This window comes from Dawidia soli, assembly GCF_018598185.1.
Taxonomy (GTDB): Bacteria; Bacteroidota; Bacteroidia; order Cytophagales; family Cyclobacteriaceae; genus Ohtaekwangia; species Ohtaekwangia soli.
The window spans coordinates 73,607-92,798 of record NZ_JAHESC010000022.1 but is presented as its reverse complement, the minus strand read 5'-3'; the positions used below and the strand labels follow the sequence as shown (position 1 = coordinate 92,798).

Genomic DNA, 19,192 nt, shown 5'->3' with positions numbered 1-19,192 from the left:
GTTGATCTATATATATGGTTAAACGAAAGGGATGGTTATAGCAGCATGAACGACGCACCCCGATACATCGTAGGAATAGGCGCCTCTGCCGGCGGCCACAGTGCGCTGAAAGAATTTTTCCGCGACATTCCGCCGGGCTTGCCGGCCGCCTTTGTGGTTGTCACGCACCTGTTGCGCAACCACCACAGCATGCTTGCCGAGATCATGGCGAACTATGTCGTGATGCCCGTAGAGCGTATCCGCGGCATCGTGGTGCCGGAGGCCGGCCGGGTATATGTCATGCCCGAAAACGTCTTGCTGGAGATACGGCAGGGCATCTTGTATCTCACACCACGGCCCGACGACTATGCGTGGAACCAGGCGATCAATGTATTTTTTTCGTCGCTCGCCCACGACCAGCGCGACCGTGCGCTTGGTGTTATTCTTTCCGGCATGGGTTCTGACGGCGCGGCAGGGGCCCTCATGCTATACCGGCACGGCGGTGAGGTGTTGGTGCAAGATCCCGCGTCGGCGCAGTTTGATTCCATGCCCAGGGCCACCATGCGGGTGGACCATCCCGACTTTGTGCTGCCGCCACGCGAGCTGGGGCAGCGCCTGGCCGCCATGCTGCAACTGGACGATGGGCTTTTACCATCCCATAAATTTTCCTGACAGGAAACAGAACAAAAAACGCACGCCTTCGGTTTTGGTAACGCACACAGCCTCTTAATCCGAAACGTGCCCGCATGCACTCTGATCTTCAGCTGGTTAACCAGCGCCTGACGAAATATACCCTGACGGGTAGAACCACCCTTTCCTTCCGGAATTTTTATTCGCACCTGCGCCAGCAACATGCCGCATCCACGGGCATTCGGAAACAGCAGTTGGAGATCTTTATCGGGCAGTTCGAAGCACATCCTGCGTGGTTGCAACCGATTGATCTCGATCGGGTGGCCGAATATGATGCGCTGTTCGACCTGGTACATGCGGCCGTAGAGCCCACGGCCAGTGAAACCGAAACCAAGCTCTGGGGCCTGGGCGCTCCGTTGTGGCCGGCTATTTTTTATGGCACGAACGCTTTTTACAACCTTATCGACAAGCGCGTGCATGCCCGGATACCCGACTCGTTAAAATTCTCGGAAGACGAGAAGATCGACAAATGGCATTATGAATTTGTCTACTCGTTTATTCTGCGCAAGGTGTTTAACCTGCCGATCCTTCCGCGCGAAGACCTGACATATTCCTATATAGACGAGGACACCGGTCTGCTGAAGTATCTGGCCGTGCGGTCAGACCTGCGGTATGTAGAGGTTCAACAACTGCGGCCGCTTCCGAACCTCGATACCGGAAAATTGGCGAGCGCCATAGACTGTGCCCTGACAGGCTACCTGCAGGAACAGCTGCCCATGGACGCCTTTCACTTTGAAGGGTTTGCCATCCTGACCGTCGAAGACGTTACCACGGAGAAGATATTGGAAAACATCCGCAATACCATGCTGGAGCACGATCCCACGGAGACCGGGGGCGTCTACCGCCAGGTGTTGACGTTGCTGAAGTCGCTGGTCGGCAACAGCGCCATGCAGTTCGGCATGTTACCCATGGTCGAGCTCAACGGCCATCTGCTGTCGTCCTACGAAAACGACCCGTTTAGTATCCTCGCCAACACCGCCAGCAAACTGTCAATACCCGAATCCGTATTCCTGGATTATATGAACGGCTATCGCACTAAGCCCAAGTCGCTCGTCTTTCATGCCACCGATGGGATAGAAAACATTTCGTGGTTTGATCAACTCTTTCAGCATACCGGCATGCAATCGCTGGCGTTGATTCCCGTGTTTCACAACAATGCCCTGGTGGGGATCCTGGAGGCTTACAGCGATCGCGCCGGCGTGTTGCAGGAGGCCAACCTCAATCAACTGGAGAATGTGCTTCCGTTGCTCGCACAGTTGCTGCAAAAAAGCATCCTCGATTTTAATGCGTTCATGGATCACACCATCAAGGATGTGTTTACGCCGTTGCAGCCGTCTGTCGAATGGAAATTCCGTGAGGCCGTATGGCAGTATCGAAAAGATCATTTCTTTGGATCCCGTCGACATGCTATTCCCACCGTTTCATTTGAAGATGTATACCCGCTTTACGGAGCGATCGACATACGAAATTCAACGGTGGAACGAAACACCGCCCTGCGCGCGGACCTAGTCTTTCAGGTGAAGCTGCTACTGCATACCCTGGATGAAATCGACACGCAACTAGACCTGCCCCGCATAGACGAACTGATACTCAAATCAAACATCTGGCGCGGGAGGGTGGAAGATCGATCGATACACATCGACGAGACGGCGTTGAAGAATTTTATCGAGGACGAGGTACTGCCCCAATTGCATATCCTGCATGACGAGCAACCGGCGCTGCACGCATTGATCGGTACTTTTCTCGATGCGAACAATGAACAGACGGGGGCCGTGTTTCAACACCGGCGGATGCTGGAGACGTCGATGCAACGCATCAATACCGCCATTAGCGAACACCTGGAATTATTTCGCCGGGATTTGAACAAGCTATACCCCAGTTATTTTGAAAAGTTCAGGACCGACGGTGTAGAGTACGATATCTATGTAGGCCAGTCCATTGCTCCGACCGTTCCGTTTGAGCTGGCCCATGTCGACACTTTCCAGCAACGACAGCTTCGGTTCATGGCATCGATATCGCGCATTACGCGCCGGCTTATGCCGCGCATGGAAGTGCCGTTGCAAACCACGCAGCTGATCTTTGTTCATCCCGCTGCGATCGACATCGGCTTCCGCAACGACGAACGCCGCTTTGATGTAGAGGGTAGTTACAACATTCGTTATCAGATCATCAAGAAGCGCATCGACAAGGCAAATGTCAAAGACACCCGCGAGCGCCTGACACAACCCGGCAAAATTGCCGTTGTTTATTACCGTAACAGCTTTGTGGCCGAGCGCTACAAACAGTACATCCAGGCACTACAGCAGGAAGGATTGTTGAAGAACGATCTCGAAGAGCTGGAGCTGGAAGAACTGCAGGGCATACACGGCCTGGTCGCGCTGCGTGTGGGCGTGCAATAATCACGGCCTGATGCGAGCCCTGGCGTCTTACGCCGATTGTGCTTTCTCTATGATCAATGAAAGCAGGCGCTCACCCGGGCCGGGGGTACCACTAACAACAATCGGATCGGATACAATACGCCCGGTAGCCTCTTGTCCACCGTGAACGATCGTGACGGAAGTCCCCTTGGTGTATGTTTTTATTTCGGTCTCGGGCACAGATACACGTACCTGTACGGAATTGCCTTCATTAAAATCACGGAACGTGATTTTGTCACTGTCAGAAATGCTGATCGGTTTCATAACCCTCTAAAGTTTAAGATCGAATATCGGTAAGTAAAGAGGCTGCTTTACGTTAATAAAGCAGCCTCCTTCGTATGATTGATCTCGTTTCCTTTCGCCGGCATTACCCGGAGCAAGTTTTCAGGATATGTTCTCAGATACAAGTGAATGTACCACTCCTTCGGGACTAATCTACTATCCGTAGAAGTATAAATACTGTGCCATCGTGTTTCGCGCGTATTTTCCCGTTCCCGCAAATTCGTGCTGAGGAAAAATTACGCCTTTCACATCAGGGTGGTGCGGCGTTTCCACGGATTGACGTTCTATGCGGCGTGTCAATTCTTTGTCAAAAACTGTCTTAACATATATTGTAAGATGCCCTTATTGCGATAATAGTCAATTTCGATCTTGCTATCCAACCTGCAACGCACGTTAAACTGTTTCCGGCTGCCATTTTCGGCTGTTGCGGTGATGGTAAGTTGCTGCCCCGGTTTGATCGCGTCGGTCAGCTCCGGTATGTCGAATGTTTCACGCCCCGTGAGGCCGAGTTGCTGATGACCTTCACCTTCCAGGAATTGTAACGGCAACACGCCCATGCCCACCAGGTTGCTGCGGTGAATGCGCTCATAGCTTTCGGCGATCACCGCGCGGATGCCCAGCAGGAATGTTCCCTTAGCGGCCCAGTCGCGTGAAGAGCCGCTGCCGTATTCCTTGCCGGCGAGCACCAGCAGCGGGGTATTCGTCTCCTTATACTTCATGGCCGCATCATATACCGTCATTTCCTGCCCGGAAGGAATATGCTGTGTAAAGCCGCCTTCCTTCGTGGCCAGTTGGTTTTTGATGCGTACGTTGGCAAATGTTCCGCGGATCATGACTTCATCATTGCCACGACGCGAACCGTACGAGTTAAACTGATCTTTTGAAATGCCGCGGCTGACCAGGTATTGACCTGCCGGCGATTTTTCGTTAAAGCTGCCGGCCGGCGAGATGTGATCCGTCGTGATAGAATCACCGAGCACCAGCAGGGCCTGACCTTTTGCGATCGGTTTGATCGGTTCGACCGCTTCGGGCAGATCAACAAAGAACGGCGCTTCCTTTACATAGGTAGAAGCGGGATCCCATTTGTAGGCCTTCGTTTGTGGTGCCGAGAGATTTTGCCATTGCTCGTTGCCGTCGAAGATCTCGGCGTAGTTTTTCTTGTAATAATCTTTTTTTACGACGCGGCTCACGGTGCTGTGGATCTCTTCGTCCGACGGCCAGATATCTTTGAGGTATACCGGCTCGTTGTGATCGTTATACGCCAGCGGTTCGGTGGTCATATCGATGTCGATACGGCCGGCAATGGCATAGGCTACGACCAACAGCGGCGACATCAGGAAGTTCATCTTCACCTGCGGATGGATTCGCGCTTCGAAGTTACGGTTGCTGGACAACGCAGCGCCTAAGATCAGATCGTGCTCTTGCATCGCTGCCGCGATCGGGTCGGGCAGAGGCCCGGAGTTGCCGATACACGATGTACAACCGTATCCTACCACGTTGAACTTCATTTGCTCGAGTTTTGCCAGCAGCCCCGCTTCGCGCAGGTAGTCGGTTACAACCTTGGAACCGGGTGCGAGGCTCGTTTTCACCCAGGGTTTCACGCGAAGGCCTTTCGACAGCGCTTTTTCCGCCAGCAGTCCGGCGCCGATCATGACGTCGGGATTGGATGTGTTGGTGCAGCTTGTGATAGCCGCGATGACAACGGCGCCATCGCTCAGGTGAAACGTTTCGTTGTTATAGGTCACTTCCACGGTATGCATATCGGTGTGACCACCCTGGCCGACAGTCTTCACTTGCGACGGATCAACATTGCCGCCCTCGCCGCTCCACCGATTCAGCGGGCGATCGCCGAAGGTAACATAGCGCCGGCTGTAGGTCTTTTCGATGTAGTCTGTGATCGTCTGTTTTGCCTGGCGCAGCAGGATTTTGTCCTGCGGGCGGCTCGGGCCCGAGATGGTCGGCTCGACCGTAGCGAGGTCGAGCGTCACGACCTGACTGTACAGAATGGCATCTTCATTTTCACGCCACAACAGATTTTCCTGTGTGTACTTCCGCGTAAGCTCGATCAGCCCTGCCGGACGGTTGGTTTTCCCAAGATAATCCAGCGTCTTTTCGTCGATGGGGAAGTACGTTACCGTACAGCCGAATTCCGGTGACATGTTGCCGATCGTTGCACGGTCGGGCACGGAAAGTGCATCTAGTCCGTCTCCAAAGACCTCTACGAATTTGCCGACTACTTTGGTCTTGCGCAGCAGCTCTGTAATGGTCAGTACCAGGTCCGTGGCAGTGGCGCCCACCGGCAGCTTGCCCGTGAGCTTGAGACCGATCACCTCCGGCAACGAAAAGAACTGTGGCTGTCCAAGCATGGCAGCTTCTGCTTCAATGCCGCCTACGCCGTACGCTACAATACCCAGGCCGTTGACCATGGGCGTATGCGAATCCGTACCGATCACCGAATCGGGAAAGATAAAACCGCCGCGTTCTACTACACAGGTTGAGAAATATTCCAGGTTCACCTGGTGACAAATGCCCATGCCGGGAGGGACTACCGAAAAATTATCGAGCGCGCCTTGCGCCCATTTCAGGAAGCGGTAGCGCTCGCTGTTGCGTTCGTATTCTTTTTCTACGTTCAGGCGGTAGGCGTCGTTCGTGCCGTAGTAGTCGACCAATACGGAGTGGTCGACCACCAGGTCGACCGGTATGAGCGGATTAATGCGCGTGATATTTTTCCCTTTCCGGGCCATCTCGTCGCGCAGGGAGGCGATGTCTACGATGGCGGGCACGCCCGTGAAGTCCTGCATCAAAACGCGGGCGGGCATGAAGGGTATTTCTTTGTCTTCGGGTTTGGGCGACCAGTTCAGGATCGTCTCAACGTGTTCCTGCGTGGTGACATAGCCATCGAAATTCCGGAGGGCATTCTCCAGCAGTATCCGGATGGAGAACGGCAGGCGCTCGATAGCATGCCCCTGTTGTTGCAAGTCTTTCAGACTGTAGTAGGAGTACCGTTTGTCACCAACGGTCAATTCTTTTTTGGTGTGAAAATGATCCTGATTTGTCATATGATATACGCTTACATGGACGTTTTAAGCTACACTTTTTCCAGAGTAAACAGAATTCAGGGGGTTGTTTTCTCCCCATCGGACATCTTTATTTACGAATACGGACAATTTTTGCTTTTGGCTGCCAAGAAATGGTGCCAGGTACAATTTTTTCACGGTTTATGCGTATTTCTACCCTGGGATGATGCACAAACTAGCCGACATTTCCGACATCAGGCATTACATGGTAGCCCACGAAGAAACGTTGGCCGTTGCGGAAAGCGTCACGGCCGGTCAACTGCAAGCGGCTATTTCGCTGGCCGACCAGGCCACGCTTTTTTTCCAGGGCGGACTGACCGCCTACAACATTGGCCAAAAGGCCCGGCTATTGCAAGTGGAGCCCATCCATGCCCTCGCATGCAACAGCGTATCCGACCGTGTAGCCGCCCAGATGGCGCGTCATGTCAGCACATTGTTTTCGAGTGACTGGGGCATCGGCATCACGGGCTATGCCGCGCCCTTTCCGGAGTGTGGGGTAGAGGGAACGTTGTTTGCATTCTATGCCGTGGCCTACAACGGCGCGGTGGTGTTGGAGAAAAAGATGGAAACCACTAAAGAAGGCGTCTACCCGGTGCAACGCTATTATGCGGCGCAAGTGCTGGAAGACTTTAGTAACTATTTAAGCACACGGCGGCGCGATTGAAAAAAATGCATTTTCGGAAGAATCGTTTTCGTGTGTGAAACTTTTTTTCCGGAAAACGTATATGGCAGGAGTATGCCCAATTTTACTTTGCCTGTCCTGCGTTCTATGATGGTATGTGCGCTGGTTTACACCACATGTTTATGTGGGCCACATACAGCAAGCGCACAATCGACTGCTACCCCGCAGCTGGATAGTTTGCGCCAGGCCTTACGGGCGCATCCCGCAGAAGATACAACGCGTGCCACCATTTTGATCGCGCTAACGCGACAGCTATACCGCGCAGGGCAGTACGATGAAGCTTTAAAGAATGCAACCGAGGCGCGCGTTATTTCGCGCGCGATGCACTATCCCAAAGGAGAAGGTAATGCGTGGATCGGCTCGGGGCAAGCCTATCTTCGCATGGGTGATTACGACAGCGCGCTGGCGCACTTTCACAAAGGACATACGGCCTTTACCGAAGCGAACGAGCTCGGCAGACTGGCCGATACCTACCTCTACATCGGCCAGGCGTACGACCACCAGGCACGTTACAAAGAAGCCAACGAGCAATACCGCGCAGCGCTGGCGGTGCTCGACAGCCACCCCAACGAAGACATGCGCGTGCGCGTACTCAACAGCATGGGCATAACATACTTCAACCGCGGCAGCTACGACCTGGCACAGGAGTATTACCTGCAAGGCATGAAGATCAGCGCTACGTTTGCCGACAGGCTCTACTATGCCACACTTGTCAACAACCTCGGCGTGGTGAAGATGGCCACGACCCAATACGACGAAGCGTTGCGATACTTTCGCCTGTACCGTGCCGCTGCCCGCGAGATGAACGACCTGCGGTCCGAAGCCGTGGCATTGCTGAATATCGGCGAGGCCTTTATCGGGTTGAAACAGTACAAGGAAGCCAACCAACATCTTGATAGCGCCCTGATCAAATACGGGCAGATGGGTGACAAGCGCGGCATGTCGTTTGCCGAAGCCAGCCTGGGTGACTCCTATCGCAACATGGGGTGGTTTCTGAATGCGGAAACTTATTACCAGGAATCGATCCGTATAGCCCGCGAGATCCACAGCGACGAAGCGCTCGTCAAGTCCTTGCTCGGTCTGACCGATCTATACATCCGCAGACAGCAACCCCGGCGGGCAGCCGCCCCGTTGGAGGAAGTAAAGGCAGCGGCCGAACGGTCTGACGCGATGCCCTGGATGCAGAAGGTATACCTGTACAGCTCGCGGCTGGACTCCGCGCGTGGGAACTACCAGTCGGCCTACCAGTGGTTTAAAGAATATTCACACCTCAAAGACAGCCTGTTCAACGAACGTAAAAGCCAGCAGGTCGCGCAAATGCAAGAGCTCTATGAGAGCGAGAAGAAAGATAAAGAAATTGCTCTTCTGAGCGAAGCTAAAAAGATGGAGGAGCTGAAGCTTTCCTCGAACAAAAAGCTGCTGATCATATCCGTTATTTTCTTTGTGTTATTAACCGGCCTCATTTTGTATTGGGGCTATATCAAATCGCGTTATGCACGGGAGGTGAGCGAGCAACACGAGCGGATATCCGAAGCGTATGAAGAGTTGAAGGTGCTGATGGATCGCGTAGAAGAACAAAATAAGATGCTGGCCACAAAGAACGAAGCCCTGGAAGAGCTGCACCGCGAGAAAGACGGCCTGATCGGTGTGGTGGCGCACGACCTGCGCAGCCCGCTGAACCGCATCGCGGGGCTTGCTACGCTGGTGGAGATGGGGCAGTCCCTCAACGACGAAGGCAAGGAGCTGGTGGGCATAATGCAAAAGGTATGCTCGGAGGGGAATGGCCTGATCCGCGACCTGTTGGAGATCAATCAGTACGAGCATCACGAAGCGCTAACGCTGGTCCCGCTAAACGTGGGACAATTCGTCGACACATTAGCAGCGCACTATACAGGTGCATTGGAGAAAAAACAACTTACCATGGTCTTGCGCAACGACCCGGACAGTGTGGTGCAGACCGACAGCCATTGCCTCAACCGCATAATCGACAACATCCTCACGAACGCCATCAAATTTTCGCCGCCCGGCAGGAGCATCTATATCGACACAGAGGCGCAACCGGCCGCGGTCACCCTTCGTATTCGCGATGAGGGCCCGGGGTTCCATCCAGACGATCTGTCGCGGGTCTTCCGCAAATTTACCCGTCTCTCCGCACGCCCCACCGGGGGCGAGAGCTCAACCGGCCTGGGGTTGTCGATCGTCAAAACCCTGGTAGAGAAACTGCACGGTACCATTACGCTGGAAAGTGTCTGGGGGGCCGGGGCGACCTTTGTCATTACGCTGCCCCGTAACGCCTGAATTATTTTCACCGGTCGTTAAACCCGGCGCCCGGGCTTTTGTCTAACTTGGGAATTCACCGTCGATCTCCTTGGAGGATAAAGAGCTTTTGGCAAAGATCCGGGACCCCGGGACCCGGAATTACGGATTTAACCTGTTGGTGCGCGCGTACCAGCAGCGTGTCTACGGCCATATCCGCAAGATGGTCATTGACCACGACGATGCCGACGACCTGACCCAGGAGGTCTTTATCAAGATCCACAAGCACATCGACAGCTTTCGGGAGGATGCCCGGTTGTACACCTGGGTGTACCGCATCGCCACCAACGAATGCCTGAATTTCTTACGCAGTAAAAAGCGCAGGTTCTTCCTGCCCATCGGCGACGTGACCGAAGAGCTTAGCCGCAAGCTCGACCAGCAGCCAGGGTTGTCCGGCGACGACGTACAACGCCGCTTGCAGAAAGCCCTTCTCTCGCTGCCCGATAAACAACGGGTGGTCTTCAATATGAAATACTTTGAAGATCTGCCTTATGAAACGATCGCAGAGATCACACAAACCAGCGTGGGGGCACTCAAGGCCAGCTACCACCACGCGGTAAAAAAGATCGAAGACTATCTTCGCCACGATATAAACACCGCCGGCCACTAACCGCTACCTGTATGAAACTGGAAGACATACCCAAAAAAGAGATCTTTACAGCGCCCGAAGGCTATTTCGATACGTTGCCCGGCGTCATTCAGGCGCGCGTGGCAAAACAGACCCCTGCGATCCGGCCTGTGTGGCGCTACAGCTTGCGGTATGCCTTGCCGGCAGTTGTGTTGTTTGCCGCCGGCATTTTATGGTATACGCGTCAGGCATCTTCGCCACAAGATATCCTGGAAGGCATTGCCACGGAAGAATTGATGAGCTACCTGGAAGAGTCCGAAGGACTTTCCACGGAAGAGCTACTGGACACCGACCTGCTGGATACCGACGACGCGCAGGCTATCGAGCAAGAGGTCTACCACCTGGATCTGGACGACGACGTACTCGACGCCATAGAAGACAACCTGAACGACCTTAATAGTTTATAAGACATGAAAACGTTCATTTCCATCATACTGGTCATACTGGCCATCCCGTTATACGCGCAGGAGGACGACCTGCCCGGCGAAAGCAGCCCCACGGTGCGCGAACGAATACACGCGGCGCGCGTGGCGTACATCACGGACCAATTGGCGCTGACCCCCACAGAAGCGGAAAAATTTTGGCCCATCTACCGCGAGTTTACGGACAAGCGCAAAGCGTTGCTGAAAGACCTGCGCTATGCCAGACGCCATCCCGACCCCGGTAAAACCGCTGACCAGAATGAAAAAGACCTGGTGGCCCTGGGCCTGGAAGTGAAGCAGAAAGAAGTGGATCTGGAACGGCAATATTCCGGGCAACTGCTAAACGTTATTCCCGCGCAGAAGCTGCGGATGCTACCCGAGGTCGAACGCAAGTTTCGATTGCTGATACTGAAGCAGATACAGGAACGTCGCCGGGGGCGCGAAAAGAATTGACGCCGCAAACCTCGGGAAGGCAGGTGAAACGATAAAATTGACATGTCGTCACAACCATTAATTCGGTAACTTAAGCGCGCATTAATACTATCACCATGCTCGCCATCGCCCAATCCCGTAAAGTCGCTATCGTAGGCTATAACCGTATACCCTTTGCCCGTAACAACACCGTTTATACGCAGGCCAATAACAAAGACATGATGGTTGCAGCCCTGAACGGGTTGATCGACCGCTACAAGCTGCAGGGACTGCGCCTCGGCGAAGTGGCCGGTGGAGCCGTTATAAAAGACAGCCGCGAAATAAACCTCATGCGCGAGTGTGTCATGTCTACGTCGCTGGACCGCGCCACGCCCGCCTGTGATATTCAGCAAGCCTGTGACACGGGCATCGAATCGGCGGTGTACATTGCCAACAAGATCGCCCTCGGGCAAATAGAGGTGGGCATAGCCGGTGGGGTAGACTCTACCAGCAACGTGCCGTTGCTGCTGGGCGAGAACCTGCGTCGTATCCTGCTGGCCGCGCGCCGGGCAAAGACGACCGGCGAGCGATTGCGCCAGTTCCTGAAGATCCGATTAAAAGACCTGGCCCCCGAAGCTCCGCAGAACGTCGAAGCGCGTACAGGGCTCTCGATGGGGGGGCAGACCGAGATCACCGCCCGGCATTATGGCATCTCGCGCGAGGAGCAAGATCAATACTCGCTCGAAAGCCACCAGAAAATGGCGCGCGCTTACGACAGCGGGTTCTTTAACGATATGATCACTCCCTATAACGGGTTGAACCGCGACAACAACCTGCGTACCGATACCAGCATGGAGAAGCTGGCCAAGCTTAAGCCCGCGTTTGACAAAGTAAACGGCTCGCTTACGGCCGGCAATTCATCACCGTTGACCGACGGTGCCTCGTGTATACTACTGGCCTCCGAGGAATGGGCACGCGCGCAAGGTCTTCCCGTGTTGGCATACATTACACATGCCGAGCTGGCTGCGATCGAATACCTGGACAATCGTCATAACTTATTGATGTCGCCCGTCCATGCCGCATCACGCATGCTGGCCAAGGCCGGGCTGACATTACAGGATTTTGACTTCTATGAAATACACGAGGCGTTTGCTGCGCAGGTACTCACTACGTTGAAGATCTGGGAGAGCCCCGAGCTAAGCCGTCAGTTTGGGCAGGAGCCGCTGGGCAGCATTGATCGTAGCAAGTTGAATGTTGTGGGCAGCAGCCTGGCGGCGGGGCACCCGTTTGCCGCTACCGGCGGCCGTGTCATTGCCACATTGGCCAAGTTGTTGCACGAAAAAGGAAGTGGCCGTGGGTTTATCTCGGTGTGTGCTGCCGGCGGCCAGGGCATTACGGCCATCCTGCAGCGATAACAGTCGTTCCCTACATTTTAAAGATCAGCGTGTTGGCTTGCTCTAATTCGTCGCGGCTAATGGTGTGGCCCATGTTGGGATATACCTTGAGCGTGACCTGGGCATGCCGTTCGCGCAAGACGGCCTCGGACGCTTGTACGCGTGTTACCGGCACGTGTGGATCGGGGTCGCTCGTGCCGATAAAAACAGGCGTGCCGGCAAAGTCGCCCCGGTAGTTTTCCGTGTAAAGTTTGTCACCGATCAGTCCGCCGGTAAAGGCCGCCACGCCACCCCACCGTTGCGCGTGTCGCGTAATGAACTCCAACGTCAGGCAGGCCCCCTGCGAGAAGCCGGTGAAGTATATATTTTCCGTGGCGATGCCCGCCATCGTGATGTCTTCTATAACGCTGCCGACAATGCCCAGGGCGGAAGAAAGCCACGGTTCATTGTCTGCGGGCGGCGTCAGGAAGGAATATGGGTACCAGGTGTTCTGCATGGCCTGCGGGGCGAGCAATGCAAAATCCTGCACGTGCAGCAGCGGTGCCAGCGACAGGATATCGCCGGCCGTACCACCACGGCCGTGTAATAATATCAACGCCCGGGTGGCTTCTGTCAGCGTCCGTCCGGCGTAGTGTATATTTTTCTGATGCATGGTACTGTTCAGGATTTGTTACCGTGCCAAGCCTGGTTCCAAAGGTCCGCATACTGTTCCGGGTGGCGCTTGAATTGAGCCAACACATAGGGGCACAGCGGTATCACTTTCAGGTTGTGTAGCCGCGCGTGCGCCGCCATGGCGGCTAATAGCTTACCACCCGCTCCCTGGCCTTTGAGCTTGTCCGACACCTCGGTGTGATATACCACCAGGTTACCGCCGGTAATACCAATTTCCATTTCACCCAGACGCTCGCTGTTCTCTTCGATCAGGAAAGCGCCCCGGCCGGCATCGTTCAATTTTAGGGTTATGTCGTTCATAGGGTAAAGGTACGCATCTTACCACAGTCGCCATGCCCGTGCCCGGCCTGGGTAATGCCTTCCCACGGAAAAAAGGTTAAGATAGTACCAGGCGTGCCGGCTTCGTCACCAGAATAAAAATGATAAGTACCGGGGTCGTCAAAGTTCACGGTTTTCTTGACCATGCGCAGCCCCAACACACGCGTATAAAAATCGTGGTTGCGTTTGGCCTGACCGGCAATGGCCGTAATGTGATGAATGCCAAGGATGCTGTTTTCCATAATGATGTCCAAAGGCGTTTGGTGCACGTTTGGAATGCAATATGTCTAAAAACGACCGGGCATGCCCGGACCGTGAAATTGTGCTGTACTTTTTCGCAGCACGCATACCGTCAAAGCGGCCGTCATGTACTGTGCTGCCGCTATCGCAGTTCCACCCACTAAAAAGTTGTGTTCATCGAAATAATGAAAACGTCGCGCGTAAATTTCCCGCTATCCGAAAACGATTGTGTTAAAAATTATTTAAACTTGTATAAAGCGCCCTTAACATGTCGGACCTAAGCCTATATACGGAGCAACAACTGCTGTCTGCCCTGCGCGATGGTAGCGAAGCGGCATACGAGGAAATATTCCGGCGTTTCTGGACGCGCAGTTATAACATCGCGCGTTCCAAAGTACAGTCGCATGCGGAGGCGGAGGAGATCGTACAGGCCATCTTTTTTGCGCTCTGGGAGAAGCGCGCGACGTTGTATGTCACCAACCTCTGGTATTATCTGCAGACGTCCGTGCGCAACCGTGTCATCGACCACATCCGCCAGCAGGTCACTCAACGCAAATACTGGGAGTACTATAAAACATTCATTCCGTGGCAACGCACGGTAACAGAAGACACCGTGGAGTATGACAATCTGCACGAAGCGTTGGAAGAAGCTGTCAGTCACCTACCTGAAAAATCCAGGGAGGTCTTTCGCTTAAACCGCCTGGAAGGCCGCTCCGTTGCCGAGATTGCCGGGCTGCTGCAGCTTTCCGAAAAAGCCATCGAATATCATCTCACCAAATCGCTCAAGCAACTGCGATACCACCTGCGCGATTTTATTTTTCTCACGGCCATGCTGACGCATCTCTAACGCTTGTGAGGCAACTGCGCTGTTTATGATAACGTTTGAAAAAAGTTGCCGGAGCGTTTAGGGCATTTGGCGGGTCATGCGTCTTACCAACATGACACCCGAAGCCTTCAAAGAACTCCTAACCCGGTATTGCCAAGGGCAGTGCACACCACAAGAGGAGGCGTTGGTTCAAGAGTGGTATAACACCATCGACACCAACGGCCGCCAGGCACTACCCGAGGAGCAACGCATTATACTCGAGGCCAAAGCCTGGAGGCAGCTCAGCGCCCGCCTGCGCGACGGCCGGCCGCCGCGCCACCACCTGTTGCTGAAAATTGCTGCTTGCCTGACATTGTTCCTATTGGCGGCGGGAGGCTGGTACTATTTTACCCCTACGCCACACGCTGAAGTTTCAACGATCACCGCGGAGACGCTACCCGCAGGCTGGAGCGCCGAGCACAATAGTAGTGAGACGCCGCGCATGGTCTCGCTGACCGACGGTAGCCGCGTGATGCTTTATCCCGGCAGCACGCTGTGTTTCCCGCAGACTTTTCGACGCGACCAACGCGAAGTGACGCTCCTGGGTGAAGGATTCTTTGACGTACAGCGCGATACGCTCCGTCCTTTTTTAGTCTATACACAAGAAGTGACCACGCGCGTGTTAGGTACAAGCTTTACGATAAAGGCCTATGAAAACGCACCGGAGATAACGGTGGCCGTCGCCACAGGGCGTGTGGCGGTATATAAACAAAGATCACGCACGAACCAGGACGCGGCGGCGGTCGTCCTCTCGCCCAACCAGCAAGCGGTATACAGTCGTCAAAACGATCGGGTTAAAAAGGCATTGGTGGCGCATCCGCGTATCATTCCCGCCACGTCGGCCAATCCTACCATGAGCTACGATGCGGCACCCGTGACCAGTATATTTCAGGCGCTGGAAGAAAGCTACGGGGTCGATTTTGTGTACGATGAAAATACCCTGGCCGGCTGCAGCCTGACCACCACGCTGACAGACGAAGATCTGTATGCGCGCATACGCATTGTGTGCGAGGCGATCGGCGCAGATTATATAGTACAAGATACCAGCATTGTCATTACGGGCACGGGCTGCCCGTAGCAGTGATAGCAGGAATATAACCCCAAACAAACCCAAACTCCGAAAGCCTATGATACACTAAACACTACTCCCCCAACAACAGAAATAAAATAGGCCGGCGATGGTACCAGCATCACCGGCCGGTGTCGTGCCGTGCGAAAAATCGCATGGGGCACCAAGCTTTTGCCATTGTATAACAAAAACAAAACAAGGTATGAATAAACCTACACCTATTCACTATGTACTGTTGTTCTTTATGAGAGTTACTATGCTCCAGCTGTTTATTTCAGGGGCTACAGTCCTGGCAGCCTATGCACACGACGTGCATGGGCAGGAGGTGCTGGATCGCAAAATCACCCTGGAAGCCGATCGTAAAGAACTGCGCGACGTACTTGGCCAGATTGAAAAACAGGCCGATGTCAAGTTCACCTACCGTCCCCGGCTTATTGAATCCCACCGGTTAGTGTCCGTACGTATACACCACATCAGGCTGGGCGAAGTGCTGACCGAACTGCTCGGCGAGCGTGTCGACTGGACGGTTATCGGCCGCCAGATCGTGCTCAAGCCCGTGCCCACAGGCGAGCTTGCTGCCGATGACTATATACCGGGTAAAGCCACGGCCCCTGCCGACATCAGCGGCCGCGTGACCGACGAAACCGGCGGCGCACTGCCCGGTGTAAATGTGCTGGTAAAAGGAACCTCCAGCGGCACGACCACAGACATCGACGGCAAGTATACACTCTCTGTGGCTGACGCCTCTGCGGTCCTGGTGTTTACCTTTATCGGTTATACAACACAAGAGATCCCCGTCAACGACCGCTCCGTCATCGACGTTGTTCTGGCGGCCGATGTGCAGTCGTTACAAGAGATCGTCGTCGTGGGGTACGGCGAGCAGAAGAAAGAGACTGTTACCGGATCTGTTGTTACGGTGCGCGGTACCGACCTCGTAAAGTCGCCGTCTGTCAACCTTTCCAACTCGTTGGCCGGGCGCATGCCCGGCGTGGTGGCTGTAAACCGCAGCGGTGAGCCCGGCGCGGACGGCTCCAGCATCCGCATACGCGGCTCGAACACGCTGGGAAGCAACGATGCCCTGATTGTAATAGACGGTATACCGGCCCGTGCCGGTGGCCTGGAGCGTCTCAATCCCGCCGACATCGAATCGATCTCGGTTTTGAAAGATGCATCGGCTGCCATCTACGGTTCACGTGCCGCCAACGGCGTTATCCTTATCACCACCAAACGCGGCAAGACCGGCAAACCCGAGCTGATGTATTCTTTTAATCAGGGATGGTCGCAACCTACCACGGTACCCCGACTGGCCGATGCAGCACAATTTGCCGAGATGCGCAATGAGCTGGAGATCTTTAACCTGCCTACATCGGAGTGGGCCGCCGCCAACCAGGCCTTCAAGGAAAGCGGCAGCTATACCCGTCCCAACGGCACCGTGCTCGACGCGCCCTATACCCCCGAAGATTTCGAGCTCTATCGCAGCGGCGCCGACCCGTGGGGACATCCCAATACCGACTGGTATGGCGAGACACTCAAAACCTGGTCGCCGCAGTCGCGCCACAGCCTGCAGCTAAGCGGCGGTACCGATAACGTCAAGTATATGGCCTCGCTGGGCTACCAAAACCAGGACGCCTACTACCGCAACGCCGCCACCGGCTACAAGCAATACGACCTGCGCATAAACCTCGACGCCAACATCAACAAGTATGTCAAAACAACGCTGGGCATCATGGGCCGCCAGGAAAATCGTTTTTATCCTACACGTACGGCGGCGGCAATTTTCCGCATGCAGATGCGCGGCATCCCGACAGAGCCGGCCTTCTGGCCCAACGGCATGCCCGGCCCGGATATCGAATACGGTGAAAACCCCGTGGTGATCACGACGAATCAAACAGGCTATGATCGCGACACGCGCTACTACGTCCAGACCAACGGCGCTGTAGAGATCACCCAGCCCTGGATCAAAGGACTGAAATTTACCGGTACCGCTTCCGTCGATAAATATGTAAAGCGCACCAAGAAATGGGAGATCCCCTGGTTCCTTTATACCTGGGACAAAGTAACCTATGAAGACGATGGCGTAACTCCCAAGCTGTCACGCGGCCAGCGAGGTCCCTCCGAGCCCCGCCTCTCGGTGGGCGATGAGGACCAGCTCAATGTGCTGCTGGGCGGTATCATTACCTATGAGCGTGCCTTCGGAGACCATGCTTTTACCGTGCTGGCCGGTACAAACCGCGAGACCATAGAGAACAACAGCTTTAACGCCTACCGTCGTTTCTTTATCTCCACGGCCGTAGACCAGATGGTGGCCGGAGGTAACCCCGAAAAGAATAATGGAGGAGGAGCCTGGGAGCGCGCCCGTCTGAACTATTTCGGCCGCGTGGCCTATAACTACAAGGAAAAATACCTGGCAGAGTTCCTCTGGCGTTACGACGGGTCATACATGTTCCCCGAAGGCAAACGCTATGGATTTTTCCCCGGCATCATGGCCGGCTGGCAGATCTCGGAAGAAGAGTTCTGGAAGACCAACGTACCCATCATGAATTACCTCAAGCTGCGCGCGTCATGGGGCCAGTTGGGGAACGACCAGATCTATTACGATTTGAACGGCAACGGCATCATCGATCCGGAAGAGCTGCAGGAGTATCAGTATATGTCTACCAACGCCTTTCGCAGCTACATCGTCGGTGGACAGGAAGTCGGAACGATCTACGAAGCCCGTGTGCCCAACCCGTTGGTAACGTGGGAGGTGGCCAACAACTACGACCTCGGCCTGGAGGGACAGTTCCTGCAAGGCAAGATCAGCTTTGAAGCCGACATCTTCCTGAACAAACGCAGCAACATCCTGTGGCGCAAGAACGCCTCGGTGCCGCAAACTACGGGCATGACCCTGCCCGCCGAGAACATTGGCAAAGTGAGCAACCGCGGATGGGAACTGCAGGTAGGCTACCACGGGCAGGTCGGTGAGCTGCAATACAACGTCAGCGTGAACGGCGGCTACGCCAAGAACCGCATCGACTACTGGGACGAAGCTCCCGGCGCCCCGGCCTGGCAACGCACTACGGGCAAGCCCATGTATACCTATCAGGCCTATCTTTACGACGGTGTGTTTGCCACGCAGGAAGAGATCGACGCCAACGAGCTCGACTACAGCGCCATTACCAATACGCTACGTCCCGGCGACATGCGCTATAAAGACTATGACGGTGATGGTCGCATCACCCCCGACGACCGTGTGCGCAACGACAAGACGAACATTCCCACCTTCCAGGGTGGTCTGAACATGTCGGCCAAGTATCGGAACTTCGACTTGTCTGTATTGTTTCAGGGAGCGACCGGCGCGCAGGTATATATCAGCACCGGCGAGTCGGGCAGTATCGGCAACTACCTGCTGGACGTCTACCGCCACCGCTGGACGATCGACAACCCCAGCAACGAGCACCCGCGCATTGCCGACCGCAGCAACCAGTACTATTCCAATGATAATACCTATTGGCTGCGCAATACCGACTACCTACGGCTTAAGAACATCGAGCTGGGCTACACTGTACCGTCTACGCTGGGCCAGCGCGCCGGCATCAACTCGCTGCGGTTGTACGTCAATGCCCTCAACCTGTTTACGATCGACAAGCTCAAAGTGCTCGACCCGGAATCGACCGGTGGCCTGGGACAATACTATCCGCAGGCGAGAATCATCAACATGGGCCTAACCGTAGTTTTTTAATCACGCAAA

15 protein-coding genes and 1 pseudogene are annotated in these 19,192 nt (G+C 54.7%); 11 read left to right on the top strand and 5 right to left on the bottom strand.

Annotated features, from left to right (window positions below):
* The first annotated feature begins 45 nt into the window (after positions 1–45).
* Together KK078_RS16000 and KK078_RS15995 are read left to right on the top strand one after the other, a co-directional pair.
* On the top strand, positions 46–651 hold the full coding sequence (locus KK078_RS16000; RefSeq protein WP_254091300.1) for a chemotaxis protein CheB: 606 nt from the start codon (positions 46–48) through the stop codon (positions 649–651).
* A 74-nt stretch (positions 652–725) separates the two neighbouring features.
* Entirely contained in the window at positions 726–3,068 is a 2,343-nt protein-coding gene (locus KK078_RS15995; protein WP_254091299.1) for a GAF domain-containing protein, read from the top strand.
* 27 nt (positions 3,069–3,095) lie between these two features.
* Here the strand turns inward: KK078_RS15995 and KK078_RS15990 are convergent, their stop codons facing one another.
* Positions 3,096–3,350 (bottom strand): hypothetical protein, encoded by a 255-nt coding sequence (locus tag KK078_RS15990; RefSeq protein WP_254091298.1) that lies wholly within the window; start codon positions 3,348–3,350, stop codon positions 3,096–3,098.
* Between the two features lie 314 nt (positions 3,351–3,664).
* Complete coding sequence (gene acnA / locus KK078_RS15985; RefSeq protein ID WP_254091297.1) at positions 3,665–6,427, bottom strand: aconitate hydratase AcnA; 2,763 nt, start codon at positions 6,425–6,427, stop codon at positions 3,665–3,667.
* Positions 6,428–6,608: 181 nt separating this feature from the next.
* On the opposite strand from acnA, the gene KK078_RS15980 reads away from it, so the two are divergent.
* The 6 genes from KK078_RS15980 (at position 6,609) to KK078_RS15955 (ending at position 12,319) form a co-directional block, all read left to right on the top strand.
* Positions 6,609–7,109, top strand: coding sequence for a CinA family protein (locus KK078_RS15980; protein ID WP_254091296.1), 501 nt, complete (start codon positions 6,609–6,611; stop codon positions 7,107–7,109).
* A gap of 249 nt (positions 7,110–7,358) precedes the next feature.
* Complete coding sequence (locus KK078_RS15975; RefSeq protein ID WP_254091295.1) at positions 7,359–9,425, top strand: ATP-binding protein; 2,067 nt, start codon at positions 7,359–7,361, stop codon at positions 9,423–9,425.
* A gap of 70 nt (positions 9,426–9,495) precedes the next feature.
* Positions 9,496–10,053 carry an RNA polymerase sigma factor gene (locus KK078_RS15970; protein ID WP_254091294.1) on the top strand — a complete coding sequence of 186 codons (558 nt, stop codon included), beginning with the start codon at positions 9,496–9,498 and terminating at the stop codon, positions 10,051–10,053.
* Positions 10,054–10,064: 11 nt separating this feature from the next.
* Positions 10,065–10,478 (top strand): hypothetical protein, encoded by a 414-nt coding sequence (locus KK078_RS15965; protein WP_254091293.1) that lies wholly within the window; start codon positions 10,065–10,067, stop codon positions 10,476–10,478.
* A gap of 3 nt (positions 10,479–10,481) precedes the next feature.
* Positions 10,482–10,946, top strand: a complete 465-nt coding sequence (locus KK078_RS15960) for a hypothetical protein (RefSeq protein WP_254091292.1) — start codon at positions 10,482–10,484, stop codon at positions 10,944–10,946.
* Between the two features lie 95 nt (positions 10,947–11,041).
* Positions 11,042–12,319 (top strand): acetyl-CoA C-acetyltransferase, encoded by a 1,278-nt coding sequence (locus tag KK078_RS15955; RefSeq protein WP_254091291.1) that lies wholly within the window; start codon positions 11,042–11,044, stop codon positions 12,317–12,319.
* A gap of 10 nt (positions 12,320–12,329) precedes the next feature.
* Here KK078_RS15955 and KK078_RS15950 read toward each other — a convergent pair whose 3' ends face one another.
* From KK078_RS15950 to KK078_RS15940, 3 genes and pseudogenes are all read right to left on the bottom strand, one after another.
* Positions 12,330–12,950, bottom strand: a complete 621-nt coding sequence (locus KK078_RS15950; RefSeq protein ID WP_254091290.1) for an alpha/beta hydrolase — start codon at positions 12,948–12,950, stop codon at positions 12,330–12,332.
* Positions 12,951–12,958: 8 nt separating this feature from the next.
* Positions 12,959–13,270, bottom strand: a complete 312-nt coding sequence (locus KK078_RS15945) for a GNAT family N-acetyltransferase (RefSeq protein ID WP_254091289.1) — start codon at positions 13,268–13,270, stop codon at positions 12,959–12,961.
* Between the two features lie 29 nt (positions 13,271–13,299).
* Positions 13,300–13,530 (bottom strand): annotated as a pseudogene (locus tag KK078_RS15940) (VOC family protein); the annotation flags it as partial.
* Positions 13,531–13,796: 266 nt separating this feature from the next.
* Between KK078_RS15940 and KK078_RS15935 the strand changes: the two are divergent.
* The 3 genes from KK078_RS15935 (at position 13,797) to KK078_RS15925 (ending at position 19,183) form a co-directional block, all read left to right on the top strand.
* A complete protein-coding gene (locus tag KK078_RS15935; protein ID WP_254091288.1) occupies positions 13,797–14,375 on the top strand; it encodes an RNA polymerase sigma factor in 579 nt (192 codons plus the stop codon).
* A gap of 91 nt (positions 14,376–14,466) precedes the next feature.
* Positions 14,467–15,471, top strand: a complete 1,005-nt coding sequence (locus KK078_RS15930) for a FecR family protein (RefSeq protein ID WP_254091287.1) — start codon at positions 14,467–14,469, stop codon at positions 15,469–15,471.
* 193 nt (positions 15,472–15,664) lie between these two features.
* Entirely contained in the window at positions 15,665–19,183 is a 3,519-nt protein-coding gene (locus KK078_RS15925) for a SusC/RagA family TonB-linked outer membrane protein (RefSeq protein WP_254091286.1), read from the top strand.
* Positions 19,184–19,192 lie beyond the last annotated feature (9 nt).

Coding starts and splice junctions, on each gene's coding strand:
- KK078_RS15980 (WP_254091296.1), top strand. CDS start 6,609: ATGATGCACAAACTAGCCGACATTTCCGACATCAGGCATTACATGGTA.
- KK078_RS15925 (WP_254091286.1), top strand. CDS start 15,665: ATGAATAAACCTACACCTATTCACTATGTACTGTTGTTCTTTATGAGA.
- KK078_RS15935 (WP_254091288.1), top strand. CDS start 13,797: ATGTCGGACCTAAGCCTATATACGGAGCAACAACTGCTGTCTGCCCTG.
- KK078_RS15995 (WP_254091299.1), top strand. CDS start 726: ATGCACTCTGATCTTCAGCTGGTTAACCAGCGCCTGACGAAATATACC.
- KK078_RS16000 (WP_254091300.1), top strand. CDS start 46: ATGAACGACGCACCCCGATACATCGTAGGAATAGGCGCCTCTGCCGGC.
- KK078_RS15990 (WP_254091298.1), bottom strand. CDS start 3,350: ATGAAACCGATCAGCATTTCTGACAGTGACAAAATCACGTTCCGTGAT.
- KK078_RS15945 (WP_254091289.1), bottom strand. CDS start 13,270: ATGAACGACATAACCCTAAAATTGAACGATGCCGGCCGGGGCGCTTTC.
- acnA (WP_254091297.1), bottom strand. CDS start 6,427: ATGACAAATCAGGATCATTTTCACACCAAAAAAGAATTGACCGTTGGT.
- KK078_RS15965 (WP_254091293.1), top strand. CDS start 10,065: ATGAAACTGGAAGACATACCCAAAAAAGAGATCTTTACAGCGCCCGAA.
- KK078_RS15960 (WP_254091292.1), top strand. CDS start 10,482: ATGAAAACGTTCATTTCCATCATACTGGTCATACTGGCCATCCCGTTA.
- KK078_RS15930 (WP_254091287.1), top strand. CDS start 14,467: ATGACACCCGAAGCCTTCAAAGAACTCCTAACCCGGTATTGCCAAGGG.
- KK078_RS15955 (WP_254091291.1), top strand. CDS start 11,042: ATGCTCGCCATCGCCCAATCCCGTAAAGTCGCTATCGTAGGCTATAAC.
- KK078_RS15950 (WP_254091290.1), bottom strand. CDS start 12,950: ATGCATCAGAAAAATATACACTACGCCGGACGGACGCTGACAGAAGCC.